Below are 14,482 nucleotides of genomic sequence, written 5' to 3'. Positions count from 1 at the left end.
GCAGCTGGAACAGATAGTGGGACAGTTCAAACTCGACTAAGTCTCAAGCACTAACCACTCACCGGGGCCTTCTGCCTGAAGGCCTCTTTCAACCTCTCCACCAGCAGACGCAGCGCCAGGGGCAACTGTTGCTGGTAGGCGTGAATGGCAAACACCTCTCGCGACGGGCCGCTGTGCTCGGGTAGCACCCGCTGCAGCTTGCCCTGGGCCAGCTCAGCCTCGATAAAGATAGAGGGCACCAGGGCAATGCCGACACCTGCAATGGCGCTGTTGATGGCGCTGATGGAGGTGTTGACCTTGATCTCCTTATCCGCCTCGAAGGCCAGACCGCTAGGGCCTTGCAGCACCAGAGGTCGCTGCCAGGGCAGGACGATCAGGCTGTGACCCCGCAGACTCTCCGCCGTAATGGCGGCGCTGCGGTTGATATAGCTAGGGGCGGCCACCAGGACGCTGTCGAGTCGGCCGATAGGAATGGCATGATAGCCGCTGTCTTTCTGCGGCCCGACGGAGATCGCCATGTCCAGGTTATGCTGCAAGATATCCAGCCGGGCATCGTCATAATGCATCTCTGGCAGCAGCTGCGGAAACTCGCGGCAGAGTTCGGCAATGATGGGGGTGAGCAGCGGCGCCTCGAAGGCCAGGGGCGCGGTGATCGCCATGCGCCCACCGGGCACCGCCTGCTGGTCATGGGCCGCCTCCAGGGTTTCGGTCAGCAGGCGCCACAGCTGACGGCTGCGCTGAGCCATCGCCTCCCCTTGAGTGGTGAGATGCAGCTGGCGGGTACTGCGGGTCAGCAGCTTGACGCCGAGATCTTGCTCCAGCTGGCTCACATACTGGCTTACCGCCGACTTGGTATGACCGAGCGCATCCGCCGCAGCAGTGAAGGAGCCCTGATTGACCACCTCATCGAATACCAGCATCTGATATGCCAGCCGCTTTTGTTCGTTTTTTCTGAACATTCTTATCAACCAAGACCTAAATATCGCAATAAAAAATAACAATAGACTGGCGCCTCAACAGATTCAAGCGACTAGTCCTAACAACTAGTTCCAACGACTAATGAGGAGCCAACATGAGTCAATCTATCCGCCAAGCCGTCATGCAAGCCAGCCAAGCCTGGATTGCCGATTTCAACCGTCAGGCCTTTGCCGACTGCATCGCCCGCTATCTGCCTGAGGCGCAGATGCAGGTCTCCCCCTTCGGCCGTTTCAATGGCATCGAGGCGATCAGCCAGTTCTGGCTCGGCTTCGCCCAGCAGAATCCCGGTGAGCTGGTCTATCGCAATGTAGAGATCAAGGTGCTCAGCGACAGTCAGGCGATCCTCTCGGCCAACTGGCGCATGAACATCGCCAGCGGTTTCATCAGTAAGGAGTTGTGGACCCTGGCCGATGACGGCCACTGGTATCTGGAAGAGGATGATTTCAGCGTGCTGACCCAGCTGAGCGAGCCCCTGGCGCCACAGATGCGCAGCGCCCTGGTGCTGGTCGACCTGCAAAACGACTATTTTAAGGGTGGCCGCTTCGCGCTGGATAACTGCGAACAGGCGGCGGCCAACGCGGCCAAGCTGCTTCATCATTTTCGCAGCAATCAACTGCCGGTGATCCATGTGCAGCATATCTTCAAGGATCCCGAGGCGAGCTTCTTCCAGGCAGGCACCCAGGGCGTGGAGATCGCCGACATGGTCGCGCCCAAGGGCCGGGAGCCGGTGGTCGTTAAGCATCATGTCGATAGTTTTCTCGACACGACGCTCGAACAGACACTGGTTGAGCTAGGCATAGACAAGCTAGTGGTTGTCGGGGCCATGGCCCAGGCCTGTGTGCAGACTCTGTGTCGTAGCGCCGTCAAGGCAGGCTTCGAGTGTGAGGTGATAAGTGATGCCATTGCCGCCCCGAGTCTCTCTTGGGAGAGTCAGGATCTGAGCGGCGAGCAGCTAGTGGCGGCGAATCTCATCTCCCTGAGCTTTGGCGGCGCCAAGGCACTCAGACTAGATGACTGGCTGATTCGGGAACGACTGGCGGGCTAATGCAATTAAACAGTCAGTGGAGCTGACAATCGAGGCGTCAGTCGAACCAAGCCGAGCGCTTCTCGGCCGCCTGACGCTTCACGCTGTCATCGATATACATGCTGACCATGGCCAGCGCCGCGGCTAGGGCGCCGAGATCGTCGGAGAATCCCACCACAGGAGTGAGATCCGGTATGGCGTCCAGCGGCGTGATGAAATAAGCCAGGGCGCCGAAGATCACCGTCTTGGCCCACTTGGGCGTGTCCGGCCTTTGCGCCGCATAGTAGAGGCACAGGGCATTGTCGATCACCTCGTGCCCAGCCTGCTTGGCAAACTGCTTAACCTTGTGCCAAAAGCCGTCGTCGCTGTAGCCTTCGGCCCCAGCCTCACCATTTTGGCCGCGATGTGAGTCACTCATAGGAAGCTCCTGTGCAATAAAAAAAGGGAAGTTGTTAAATACTCCCCTTTTTTCATCGTTTTGACCAGCGATGGTTTAGCGTTGATGCTTAGGCGTGGTGCCCCAGGCGTTCTTCATCGGACGCTTGCCAGGCTTACCACTTGAGCCAGCCTTGCCTGCACTTGCTTTGCCCGCGCAGCCCTTACCAGAAGCGGCCTTGCCTGCCGCCTGTCCCTGAGACTTGCCCTTGCCTTGGCTCTTACCTTGAGCATTGCCTTGACCATTGCCCTTACGCTCATCGAACTGGTTGGCGCTGAAACGGGTCACCGCCTTCTTACCCGCAGGTGTGTTAGCTGTCTTGGCACGATAGCCCTGACGTTCCTGGCGGGTCTCCGCCGGCACCAGACAGTTCACCCCGCCGCCGATCAGATGCTCCTTACCCATCTTAATCAGGGCTTCGCGGATCATAGGCCAACCGGCCGGGTCGTGATAACGCAGCAGCGCCTTGTGCAGCTTACGCTGACGCCCGCCCTTAGGTACCTCAACAGTCTCGCTACTGTGCTTGACGTTTTTCAGCGAGTTCAGCTCGGTATGATAAATCGTCGTGGCATTCGCCATAGGTGACGGATAGAAGTTCTGCACCTGATCCAGCTTAAACTTCTCGCCCTTGAGCCAGAGCGCCAGATTCACCATATCCTCATCCGTGGTGCCCGGGTGGGCCGAGATGAAGTAAGGGATCAGATACTGCTTCTTGCCCGCCTCGGCGGAATACTTGTCGAACAGCTCCTTGAACTTGTCATAGGTGCCCATGCCCGGCTTCATCATCTTATTAAGCGGGCCCTCTTCGGTATGCTCGGGGGCGATCTTCAAATAGCCGCCCACATGGTGACTGGCGAGCTCCTTCACATAGCGAGGATCTTCCGTTGCCAGGTCGTAACGCACGCCCGAGGCGATAAGCACCTTCTTGATGCCTGGCACGTCGCGGGCGGCGCGGTAGAGATCGATCGTCGCCTGATGGTCGGTATCTAAGTGTCCACAGATAGAGGGGAACACGCAGGAGAGTCGACGACAGGTACTCTCAGCCTTCACCGAGGTACAACCCAGTCGGTACATGTTGGCGGTCGGTCCGCCGAGATCTGAGATCACCCCGGTGAAACCTGGCACCTTGTCTTGAATATCTTTGATCTCTTTGATGATCGAATCTTGCGAACGGCTCTGGATGATGCGGCCCTCATGCTCGGTAATAGAGCAGAAGGAGCAACCGCCGAAACAGCCGCGCATGATGTTGATCGAGGTCTTGATCATGTCATAGGCAGGGATCTTCTCCTTACCATAGACGGGATGCGGTACACGCTTATAGGCCAGATCGAACACCCCATCCATCTCATCGGTATTGAGCGGCCAGGCCGGTGGGTTTACCCAGATGGCGCGCTCGGCATGAGGCTGGAACAGGGCGCGGGCACAGCCCGGGTTCTGCTCCTGATGCAGGATGCGCGAGGCGTGGGCATAGAGATACTTGTCGCCGGCAACCTTCTCATAGCTTGGCAGCAAGACATAGGTCTTCTCCCAAGGCTTGGGCCGTGGCGGCTGCACCGAAATTGGCTTAGGCGCGTCGTTATCGAATACCTTGACGTCGCTTGGGCCAGACAGATTCTGACAGCCCACGTCGTCGGCGCCATAGGGGTTAGGAATAGGGTCTATCTTGTGCAGCTGATCCAGCTTGCGCGAGTCCATCCCCTTCCAGCCATACAGGGGCTCTTTACGGATCACTGTAGTGCCGCGCACATCATGGATGTCACTGACGCTCTCACCGGCGGCGAGACGATGGGACAGCTCCACCAGCGGGCGCTCTGCATTACCGTAAACCAAGATATCGGCCTTGGCGTCTAAGATCACCGAGCGGCGTACCTTATCTGACCAATAGTCATAGTGGGCGATGCGGCGCAGGCTGGCCTCGATACCGCCGATCACCACGGGCACCTGCTTATAGGCTTCTTTACAGCGCTGGGTATAGACGGTCACGGCGCGATCCGGACGCTTGCCGCCGACGTTACCGGCCGTGTAGGCATCGTCATGACGCAGACGGCGCTCGGCGGTGTAACGGTTGATCATCGAATCCATGTTACCCGCAGTCACGCCGAAGTAGAGGTTGGGCTTACCCAACTTCATGAAATCCTCTTTGCTCGACCAGTCTGGCTGAGAGATGATGCCGACCCTGAAGCCCTGGGCCTCCAGCATGCGGCCGATCACCGCCATCCCGAAGCTGGGATGATCTACATAGGCGTCACCCGTGACGATAATGATGTCACAGCTATCCCAGCCCAGCTTGGCCATCTCCTTGCGCGACATAGGCAAGAAGGGCGCCGGCTTTTCATTGCGGCCCAGATACTTGGGATAGGTAAAGAGTGTGGATTCGACCTGCATGTATGATACTGCCTAACTTTCAAACTAAAGAGTAAGTGTAGTCGCCATGCACCAAGGCATGACGACCACTAAAAGGAGGCGGAGTATAACAGCGAAACCTGCTTAAGTGTGAACAAAAAAGCAGCAATAATGGCGATTTTCTACGCCAAGATGAAATAAAACAGATTCACCACCGCCAGGGCCAGTATCACTAGCCAGCTGAGCAGCACGCCCCAGAAACGGCCAAAGTGATAGCCGCCACGCCCCTGGGTCAGACCTATGGCGTGTAAGATGCGCGCCACCAGCCACAGGGTACCTGCAGCATGCAGATAGACGGGTGCCAGACCGTTAAGCTCGGCGAGTAGCAACAATAGCAGCGCCATCGGGGCGTTCTCGATCAGGTTGGCATGTACCCGGTTGGCGAGGCGTAGCTCTTCGCTGCCACCTGAGCCCAGGCCTATCTTGAGTCCGCGCCTGAGGCGCACCACGCGATAGGTGAAAAACACCGCCATGATGGCCGTGAGAGCAATATAAAATCCCGAAACGCTTACCGACATATCTCTATCCTTAATGACACCAATTTAATGCACGCCAGACTAAATCCTGGCGTATAAGAGCCTTTAGCCCTAATCGTTAACGGCCAGAACAAGCCAGGGAAAAGCCTAGGTTATTCCTGCCCTTGGCTAACTTAACCCGAATTTAAAAAAATTCCCAAGCCATTAACCTTTTTGGTACAAGATAGGTTAAGATGCGCTCGCTTGAGCATCACCCCCAGATTTCACCATCATGGACTGTACAATTGGATAACGCAGAGTTTCTTGAAAAGCGCAGGTTTATCATTAAATTAGGTAAAGCCCTGCACAAGTTTGGTACCCCTGCCTACCGCCTAGAGGCCCATCTGCAATCGATCTCTAAAGTCTTAGGTATCGAGGGTTACTTTCTGATCTCGCCAACCTCCATGACCTTTGTGTTGCAACACGATACGGATCAGGAATACAACCATATGGCGCGCGTTAAGCCTGGCGAGCTGGACCTGGGCTCCCTGGCTCGTACCGACGAGTTGGTGGAAGAGGTTCTGTCTGGCAAGCGCACCCTGACCGAGGCGCTAGAGCGACTAGAAGAGATCGCCAACAAGCCTAATCCCTATGGTCCGCTATTGACACTGCTGGCCTTTGGCACCTCTGCCGGTGCCTTCGCCATGTTGATGGGCACCAGCTGGAATGACGTCTTCTGGTCGGCGCTGCTCGGCTTCATGGTCTATGGCCTGGTCTACCGCGCCGAACATTCCAAGCGCATGGCCGAGACCCTTGAGCCCTTGGCCGCCATCTTGTGCGCCATCGCCGCCTGTGGCATCGCCTACTTCGACCCTTATATCAATATCCCTGTGGTGATCCTCTCGGGCATCATAGTCTTTATCCCCGGGCTGGCGCTCACCCTGGGACTGGCCGAGCTGGCGGCGCGGGATCTGATCTCGGGCACGGCGCGTATCATGGACGCCTCCATGTTGCTGTTTAAGCTCTATTTCGGCGCCATTTTCGGCATGGTGATAGGCAATGCCATCTTTGGCGAGGCGATCTATTTCGAGCCAGAACCTCTGCCGCGCTGGGCTATCTGGTCTGCCGTGCCGCTGCTCTCCGCCGCGCTGGTGATCATCTTCAAGGCCAGGCTGAAAGACTCTCCCTGGGGAATATTCGCCGGTATCGTCGCCTTCTTCTCCGCCATGCTGGCCGGGATCTATCTGGGGGAATCTATCGGTATCTTCTTCGGCGCCCTGGCGGTGGGGATCTACTCTAACCTCTATGCCCGCTGGATGAAGTCGCCCGCCTCCATCGCCCTGCTGCAGGGAATAGTGATCTTGGTGCCCGGCAGTAAGACCTATATCGGCCTCAACACTCTTATCCTCGGCGAGACCATGCTCAATCAGTCCCACATAGGCACGCAGATCTTCCTGATCTTCATGTCGCTCATCGCCGGACTCATCTTTGCCAACGTCGCCGTACCTCCGCGCCGTACCCTCTAATTGACCAGCCAAGTCCTGATGCGGCCTAGGCGCCTGCATCAGGATTTGCGCAAGTAAAATCATCAGCTTATTTTATCTTCGCCGCTTGACTATTTAGCGTTGCGGGTGTGTTATTAAATTGTGTCTAACTTATAACCCCCTGAGTTCTCCTTAACGATAAAAGCAAAGATAAGGATGATCGCTATGCTGACTGGTGCGCGCTACTCTCTGCTGTTTGGCTGCCTATTGGCGAGCGGCCTGTGCGCGGCCGAGCCACAGCAAGCAAGCGCATCAGATAAAGCGGTAGACGCAGCTGCATCGACTCAGCTGCTCAACTCGAACGGCAGCCCCGCCGACGAGGCGCAGCTCAATCAGAAGAAGTCGATCAACAAGATAGTGGTGGTCAGCAACGCCATCTTCGACGAATCGGATCCCGACGCCTTCTTTATCCATCGCTGGGCCAACTACCTGCATATCAACACGCGGGAGTCGACCATACTCAACAAACTCAGCTTCAACGATAAGGATAAGGTGTCGCAGAAGGATCTCGACGAGGCCCAGCGCATCCTGCGTTATGAGCCCTACATTCGCGATGCGAGGATCAACTTTGCCCAGCGCGATCCAGATGCCGGTGCAGAGGAGACAGGCGAAGGCGAGACCATATTGGTGGAAACCTGGGACAACTGGTCGCTGCTACCCACCTTCAGCGCCGGTCACAGCGGCGGCGAGAGTAAGTTTTCCGTCGGCATCAAAGAGGATAACCTGCTGGGACTAGGGGTACGTACCCGCCTGAAATATAAGTCGACCGCCGATCGCACCGGCTATCAGCTGGCCTTTCGCGTGCCCACCGACTGGCTGGTGAAGCACTCGACCCTCACCGCCAACTTTTACGACAACAGCGACGGTCAGGCCACCATCTTAGACTTCACTAAGCCCTTCTATCGTCTGGATACCAAAGACATGTATTCGGGCCATTTTATCGATGATCTGCGCACCGACACCATAAGGCAGAACGGCTTCGACGTGAACGAGTTTGAACATAAGGTGGAATACGCCAATGCTCAATATGGCTGGCGTCTGAACAAGGTGGACGACTGGCGCTCGCGCATCATAGTCGGGGTAACTCAGGACAAGCATAGCTTCGCCAATATCCCACAGTTCCCCACCAGCGAACTGCCCCAGGACAGGGACTTCCTCTACCCTTGGGTCGCCTATCAGTTTATCGAAGACGACTACAAGGTGCTCAACAACGTCTATCTGATCAACTATAACGAAGACTTCAACCTGGGTTGGCAACACTATGTCAAACTTGGTCTGGAGACCCAGGACACGGCTGGCAGCAACCCCCTGGGCTACCATGTCAACTGGTACTCTTCCCGTGGCTATAAGGGCGACGATCAGCTGATCTTGCTCAGAATGGATGGCGAAGGGGTATTCGCCACCAGCCAGCCCGACTACTTCAAGGTCAACGCCACCGCCGAGTACTTCTATCAGATCAATCCCAAGTGGACCGCCTACTCCAAGGTGCGCCTAAGCACCTCGAAAAACAACTACTTGGACGCCCCCTTCGCCATGGGTGACAACACAGGCGTGCGCGGCTACCCCAACGACTACCAGCATGGTGACAACCAATGGTTATTCAGCGCCGAGATTAGAAACTACCCCAACATCAACCTATATCAACTGGCCGAACTCGGCTGGGCGGTCTTTACCGATGTAGGCCAGGCCAGCGGCGGCCCGGATCAAGACAATGAAACCTCGGGCCCCATCGGCAGCGTCGGCATAGGTGCCCGCATCTACTCCTCCCGCTCCAGCTATGGCAACGTGGCCCACATAGATCTCACCCTCCCCTTTACCAGCGGCGCCGAGGTGAACAGCTGGGAATGGCGCTTCCAGGTAAAGACCCATTTTTAGCCCCAGCGCAGATCCCTGCCCAGCGACTAAACTGATAGATGTCGTGGCCATAAAGGTAGAACGCGCATCATGATCTCGCCAAAACTCAGAATACTGTTATTGATCATGCTCTTGCAGCTGCCGCTATCGTCATGGGCGGAAGCAAGCGATCTCAATATCGTCTATCACGACTTCGCTCCCTTTAGCTATGAGGACAATCGAGGCCAGGCCCAGGGGATATTGGTGGAACTGACCCAGGCGGTCTGCCTGCAGTGGCCGGGGCGTTGCGACATCTCGATTCGCCCCTACCGCAGGGCGATGCACATGTTTTCCAGCGGCGAGGCTAAGGGGATCTTTCTCGGCTGGAACCGGGAGCGGGCCGAGTCCATGTGGTTCTCCCTGCCGCTGGTGCAGACGGAATACGGCTTCTACACCTTAAATGACTTTCCGATCACCGACCTGAGTCAGCTGGCGGGGAAGGTGATTGGCGTCTATGGCCCCTCCAACACCTACACCTCACTCATGCGCCAACAAGAGAAACTTAAACGCCTGTCGCTGCCGCCCCTGCTCACCGACATCTATCCCCAGGGCGATGCTTTGCCGGTTCGCATGCTGCAGAAACGCAGGTTCGACGCCTACTATGTCAACAAGGATGTGGGCCGTTTCTACGCCGGACAGGTTGGCTTGAGCCAGCTGCATTATCTCAGCGCCGAAAGGGCAATTCTGTACTGTGTCGCCTTCAACAAGGCCTTCACCGACAGCGAGACGGTGCGCCAGTTTAACCACCTGTTTCTCAGGCTGTTACAGGAAGGACGCCTGGATAAGATCTACCAGAAATATCAGATGCAGCCGATCCGCTTGCCACAAACAGATTTTACGCCCAAGAGCATGCCTTATTAATATTGTGAGAGAGCGGCTACGGGAAATGGGCCGTAAAAAAGAAAAGGCCCGTCTGTCATAAACAAACGGGCCTTACTAATGTGTTGAGTTGGCCGATAAGCCGGGTCCTGTCGTGGACAGTTATTCATCTAGGCCTGCAATCGCTCACAGGCTCAAGCGACCTACCCGGTTCCAACGCGAGCCACGCATTAATTCCTAAGAATAGTGGAACCCTATTTGGTCTTGCTTCGGGTAGAGTTTACCTTGCTACGGACTGTTACCAGCCGCACGGTGCGCTCTTACCGCACCCTTTCACCCTTACCAATCCGAAGATTGGCGGTCTTCTCTCTGCTGCACTTGTCGTCGGTTCACACCGCCCAGGCGTTACCTGGTACCCTGCTCTATGAAGCCCGGACTTTCCTCCCCGCTCTATTGAGCGCGGCAACTGTCTGGCCAACTCGGCGCGGATTATAGCCTAATGCGGCGCGGCGCACCACCATATATTGGCGTAGTGCCTTTCGACTAGAGATCCAGCTCGAGGCCCAGCTTATAGAGGGCGTTCTTCTTCAGCCCATGGATCTGCGCCGCCAGCGCCGATGCCTTCTTCAGCGGCAGCTCCTGACTCAGTAGCTTAAGCGTCTCCAGCGCCTGGGCAGGCACGCCGGCATCTTCATCTGTCCGGTGGCCGTGGCACATGAGCACGATTTCACCCTTCTGCTGGTTGGGATCCTCACTCACTGTCGCAAGCACCTCGGCGGCGGGGCCAGAGAGAAAGGTCTCGAAGGTCTTGGTGACTTCACGGGCCATCACCACCTGACGATCGCCGCCAAGCGCCGCCACGATAGAGGTTAGGCTGTGAACGATGCGATGTGGCGACTCGTAGAAGATCAGGGTACGGGGATCTTCTTTCAGCTCGGTCAGCTTATCGAGACGTCCCTTCTCCTTGGCGGGCAGAAAGCCCTCGAACGAGAAGCGATCCGACGGCAGCCCAGAGGCGCTCAGCGCCGTGATGGCCGCACAGGGGCCCGGCAGCGGCACCACCTTGAAACCGGCTTCACGCACCTGTGACACTAGATGATAACCAGGATCGGAGATCAGCGGCGTACCGGCATCGGAGATCAGCGCCACAGACTCACCATTGGCCAGCTTCTGGATGATCCCCTGAGCCCTGTCGCGCTCGTTGTGATCATGCAGCGCCGTCTTACGGGTCTCTATGCCGAAATGGCTCAGCAATTTACCGCTATGGCGGGTGTCCTCACAGGCAATAAGGGAGACCTGATTCAATACCTCCAGGGCGCGGCTGCTGATGTCTCCAAGGTTACCGATTGGAGTAGGAACTATGTAAAGTGCGACCGACAGGTCCATATCTACCTCTGTAATGATTGTCACAAGACTTTCGTCAGGCGTAAGAGAAGGTTAAACTACAGCCAGCATCTTACCAGAGTGAAGTCCTGTGTTAAAAAGACTGAATACAACTAAATTAATCTCCGCCGCTGTGTTGGCCACAGTATTATTCGGTTGTGCCACGGCGCCAACCCCAGTGAAAGAAACCAGCACCCAAGTTTCTTTGGTGAATGCCACCCAAAGCCCTGCAGAGTATCTGGCGAATGCCAAGCAGGCTACCGATGCCGAGCAGAAGAATCGTCTGATGCTGCTCGCCGCCCACGCCTTTATCAATCAAGGCGACACGGGCAATGCCAGCAAGACGCTAGCGGCCGTAAAACCTAACCTGGTCAACAAACCCGAGATCCTGGCCGAGCACAGATACCTGAGCGCCAGAGTGCTGGAGCAGACGGCCAACTATGATCAGGCCCTGGCTCAACTCAATTATCCCAGCAAGTGGCGACTCGCCAACTGGCAGATGGTCTCCTACCATCAGCTCAAGGCGCGTCTGTTTCAGCTGAGCAAATCGCCAATCGAGCAAGCAAAAGAACTCACTCTGCTGGCGACTTATCTGCCGAACGCCGAGGCGAGTGAAGTCAACGACGAGATCTGGGGCATATTACAGCCCCTGCACGAGCAGACACTGCTGGCATTCAGTCAGGATAGCAGCAACCCCATCTTTGCCGGCTGGCTGCAGCTGGCCTATGTCGCCAAGCATTATGCCATAGACCCTCAGCAATTGGTGCAGCAACTGGGTAACTGGCAGCAGGACAATCCTGGCCATCCGGGCGCCAAGAAGCTGCCGACGGATCTCGAGCGCGCGCTGAATACCAAGCCCTACAAGCCAAAGAAAATTGCCGTCTTGCTGCCGCTCACCGGCCCAAGAGCCGCCATCGCCGACACGGTCAAGCAGGGGATCATCTCCAGCTACCTGACCAATCCAGACGACTCGGTATCGGTTAACTTCTTCGACACGGCCCAAGGCGCCGAGCTTGCGCAGCAGCAGGCGATTGCCGCCGGTGCCGATTTCATCATAGGCCCACTGCTACAGTCTGAGGTGGAGAGCCTGATGCAGGCGGAGGCGAAAGCCAGCCAGCAGGCCGATGGTCAACAGCAGCCTGGCTCTCAAGCTCAGGCGCAAGCTCAAGTACAGCCTAAGGTGCCCCAGCTGTTCCTCAACCATGTGGACAGCTTCACGCCGTCGAACGACCAGTTCTTCTTCGCGCTCTCACCCACCGACGAGGCGGTAGATGCCGCGCAGAAGCTCTATAACGACGGCATAGAGAAGCCGCTGCTACTCGCCAGCGACGACGCAGTCGGTCGCCGCATGGCCGAGGCCTTTAACGGTAAGTGGCAAGAACTCACCCATGAAGCGGCCGAGATCCACTACTACAAGCGCGGCGACGAGATGAAAGTGACCGTGCAGAAGTCCCTTGGGGTGATCGACAGTAAGGAGCGTATCGCCCGTATCAAGGCGCTACTGGGCAATAAGATCGAGGCCGACTTTAGATCCCGCCGCGATATCGACGCCATCTATATGATCGCCAGCAGCCAAGATCTGCCGCTGCTCAAGCCCTTTATCGACGTGAATTTCAGCGTGTTTGCCGAGCCGGTGCCCCTATACACCACCAGTCGCAGCCGTATCGAGAGCCAATCGCGCACCGCCGCCCAGGAGCTGAATAACCTGACCATCAGCGATATTCCCTGGTTGATCGAGACTAACGCCGAAACCGCCGAGGTCGCCCGTCTCTGGCCGACCTGGGGTAACAGCCAGAAACGCCTGTATGTGATGGGTTTCGATGCCCTGCAGCTGGTGAGCAAGCTGGCGCAGATGCGCGCTTTGCCCGGCTACCAGTACTCGGGTCGCAGCGGCCTGCTTTCCGTGTCGCCCGATGGTACGATTAACCGTCAGCTCAGCTGGGGACGTTACCAACGAGGCAATTTGAGACCCTTATGACGAGTGCAGAGCACCTCACCAAGGGGCAGCAGGCGGAAGATCGCGCGCTGGCCTATCTGGAACAACAGGGGCTCAAACTGGTCGAACGAAACGTACGCTACCCATTTGGCGAAATTGACCTCATAATGCGCCAAGGTCACAAATGGATTTTTATTGAGGTAAAATACCGCCAATCGAAACAGTTTGGCGGTGCGATACAGGCAGTTAGCCGAGGCAAGATAGCAAGGCTTAATCGAGCGGCAAGCCATTATATGCAGCTCAATCAGATAGATGCGCAGTGTCGCTTCGATCTCCTGGCCATAGATGGCGATGACATTCAGTGGATCACCAACGCCTTTTAGTGCTCCACTCAACCACCACTATGCAAGTGAAGGCTTGTTAAACAGTTTTATTTTTGAAGGATAATTCCATGTTAGAACGTATTAAAGACAGTTTTACCCACTCTATCCAGACCAAGATCGATGCGGCTGAGGCGCTACCTGAGTCTATTGAGAAAGCGGCCGAGATGATGGTGCAATGTCTGCTTGGCGGCAACAAGATCTTAGCCTGTGGTAACGGTGGCAGCGCCGGCGATGCCCAGCATTTCTCTGCCGAGCTGCTGAACCGCTACGAGATCGAGCGTCCGCCACTACCGGCCATCGCTCTGACAACCGACACCTCGACCATCACCGCGATTGGTAACGACTACAGCTATGACGAGATCTTCTCTAAGCAGATCCTGGCACTGGGTCAACCTGGCGACATCTTGCTGGCCATCTCGACCAGTGGTAACTCGGGTAACGTGATCAAGGCGATGGAAGCGGCGCTGAGCCGTGACATGACAATCGTGGCCCTCACGGGTAAGGATGGCGGCGCCATGGCCGGCCTGATGGGGACAAACGACGTAGAGGTGCGCGTGCCTTCAAACGTCACCGCGCGTATTCAAGAAGTACATCTGTTAGTGATCCACTGCCTGTGCGACAACATCGACCGCACCCTCTTCCCCCAGGATGACCAGGCATGAGAGCTCTGCTCCCAATCCTAGCCGTACTCTTGCTGTTACAAGGCTGCGCCGGGGCCGTGATGGTCGGCGCAGTGGGTGGGGCCATGATGGCCAACGATGAACGCAGCTTCTCGACCCAGCTGGACGACACCAACGCCGACTTTCAGATCGCCAGTGCGCTGGCGGCACACGAAGATATTAAGAACCAAACCAATATCACTGGTGTGGCGATGAACGGCAACGTACTCATGATAGGCCAGGCCCCCAGCTCAATGCTGCGGGACAAGGCGATCAACACAGTGCAAAAACTTAACCTGGGCGGCAAGATCCACAATCAGATCCGCATAGGTAACCCGACCTCCTTCACCACCCGCAGCAACGACACCTGGATCACCACCAAGGTGAAGACGCGTATGCTCAACGACAAAGATCTGGATGTTACCCGCATCAAGGTGATCACCGAAAATGGCGAGGTCTTCCTCCTGGGTGTCGTGAGTCGCGATCAGGCCGAACTGGCGGTGGATATCGCCCGTAACACGGCCGGTGTACGCAAGGTCATCAAGGTCTTCGATACGCCAAACAGCTAG

Annotated in this window: 13 protein-coding genes and 1 other RNA gene; 8 read left to right on the top strand and 6 right to left on the bottom strand. The window is 56.6% G+C overall.

What is annotated here, in order from left to right; genetic code table 11:
* Positions 1 to 50 precede the first annotated feature (50 nt).
* On the bottom strand, positions 51 to 959 hold the full coding sequence (locus K0J45_RS01245) for a LysR family transcriptional regulator (protein ID WP_258406738.1): 909 nt from the start codon (positions 957 to 959) through the stop codon (positions 51 to 53).
* 113 nt (positions 960 to 1,072) lie between these two features.
* On the opposite strand from K0J45_RS01245, the gene K0J45_RS01240 reads away from it, so the two are divergent.
* Entirely contained in the window at positions 1,073 to 2,023 is a 951-nt protein-coding gene (locus K0J45_RS01240; protein WP_220043923.1) for a cysteine hydrolase family protein, read from the top strand.
* Between the two features lie 37 nt (positions 2,024 to 2,060).
* Here K0J45_RS01240 and K0J45_RS01235 read toward each other — a convergent pair whose 3' ends face one another.
* The 3 genes from K0J45_RS01235 to K0J45_RS01225 all read right to left on the bottom strand — a co-directional run bounded on the left by K0J45_RS01235 (position 2,061) and on the right by K0J45_RS01225 (position 5,359).
* Complete coding sequence (locus tag K0J45_RS01235; RefSeq protein ID WP_220043922.1) at positions 2,061 to 2,420, bottom strand: YkvA family protein; 360 nt, start codon at positions 2,418 to 2,420, stop codon at positions 2,061 to 2,063.
* A 75-nt stretch (positions 2,421 to 2,495) separates the two neighbouring features.
* Positions 2,496 to 4,823: a YgiQ family radical SAM protein gene (locus K0J45_RS01230; RefSeq protein ID WP_220043921.1), complete on the bottom strand. Its 2,328-nt coding sequence runs from the start codon at positions 4,821 to 4,823 to the stop codon at positions 2,496 to 2,498.
* A 140-nt stretch (positions 4,824 to 4,963) separates the two neighbouring features.
* Positions 4,964 to 5,359 carry an MAPEG family protein gene (locus tag K0J45_RS01225; RefSeq protein ID WP_220043920.1) on the bottom strand — a complete coding sequence of 132 codons (396 nt, stop codon included), beginning with the start codon at positions 5,357 to 5,359 and terminating at the stop codon, positions 4,964 to 4,966.
* Positions 5,360 to 5,601: 242 nt separating this feature from the next.
* Here K0J45_RS01225 and K0J45_RS01220 point away from each other — a divergent pair, with 242 nt between their 5' ends.
* From K0J45_RS01220 to K0J45_RS01210, 3 genes are all read left to right on the top strand, one after another.
* Complete coding sequence (locus K0J45_RS01220; RefSeq protein ID WP_041406264.1) at positions 5,602 to 6,822, top strand: threonine/serine exporter family protein; 1,221 nt, start codon at positions 5,602 to 5,604, stop codon at positions 6,820 to 6,822.
* A gap of 183 nt (positions 6,823 to 7,005) precedes the next feature.
* On the top strand, positions 7,006 to 8,715 hold the full coding sequence (locus K0J45_RS01215; RefSeq protein WP_220043919.1) for a ShlB/FhaC/HecB family hemolysin secretion/activation protein: 1,710 nt from the start codon (positions 7,006 to 7,008) through the stop codon (positions 8,713 to 8,715).
* Positions 8,716 to 8,784: 69 nt separating this feature from the next.
* The gene (locus K0J45_RS01210) at positions 8,785 to 9,594 is read left to right on the top strand and encodes a substrate-binding periplasmic protein (RefSeq protein ID WP_220043918.1); all 810 of its coding nucleotides are present in this window, start codon (positions 8,785 to 8,787) and stop codon (positions 9,592 to 9,594) included.
* Positions 9,595 to 9,674: 80 nt separating this feature from the next.
* On the opposite strand, the gene rnpB is transcribed toward K0J45_RS01210, so the two are convergent.
* An RNA gene (gene rnpB / locus K0J45_RS01205) (RNase P RNA component class A) lies at positions 9,675 to 10,034 on the bottom strand.
* 61 nt (positions 10,035 to 10,095) lie between these two features.
* Entirely contained in the window at positions 10,096 to 10,938 is an 843-nt protein-coding gene (gene rsmI, locus K0J45_RS01200; RefSeq protein ID WP_011864035.1) for a 16S rRNA (cytidine(1402)-2'-O)-methyltransferase, read from the bottom strand.
* An 88-nt stretch (positions 10,939 to 11,026) separates the two neighbouring features.
* Here rsmI and K0J45_RS01195 point away from each other — a divergent pair, with 88 nt between their 5' ends.
* The 4 genes from K0J45_RS01195 (at position 11,027) to dolP (ending at position 14,482) form a co-directional block, all read left to right on the top strand.
* Positions 11,027 to 12,913, top strand: a complete 1,887-nt coding sequence (locus tag K0J45_RS01195) for a penicillin-binding protein activator (RefSeq protein ID WP_220043917.1) — start codon at positions 11,027 to 11,029, stop codon at positions 12,911 to 12,913.
* The gene (locus tag K0J45_RS01190; protein WP_220043916.1) at positions 12,910 to 13,254 is read left to right on the top strand and encodes a YraN family protein; all 345 of its coding nucleotides are present in this window, start codon (positions 12,910 to 12,912) and stop codon (positions 13,252 to 13,254) included. The genes K0J45_RS01195 and K0J45_RS01190 overlap by 4 nt, the downstream gene beginning before the upstream one ends.
* Before the next feature lie 68 nt (positions 13,255 to 13,322).
* A complete protein-coding gene (locus K0J45_RS01185) occupies positions 13,323 to 13,916 on the top strand; it encodes a phosphoheptose isomerase (protein ID WP_011864032.1) in 594 nt (197 codons plus the stop codon).
* On the top strand, positions 13,913 to 14,482 hold the full coding sequence (gene dolP / locus K0J45_RS01180; protein WP_220043915.1) for a division/outer membrane stress-associated lipid-binding lipoprotein: 570 nt from the start codon (positions 13,913 to 13,915) through the stop codon (positions 14,480 to 14,482). Before K0J45_RS01185 ends, dolP begins: the two co-directional genes overlap by 4 nt.

Origin of the sequence: Shewanella alkalitolerans (assembly GCF_019457575.1) — a bacterium.
Classification (GTDB): domain Bacteria; phylum Pseudomonadota; class Gammaproteobacteria; order Enterobacterales; family Shewanellaceae; genus Shewanella; species Shewanella loihica.
The sequence above is the reverse complement of the archived record's forward strand: the minus strand, read 5'-3'. Positions and strand labels throughout refer to the sequence as shown.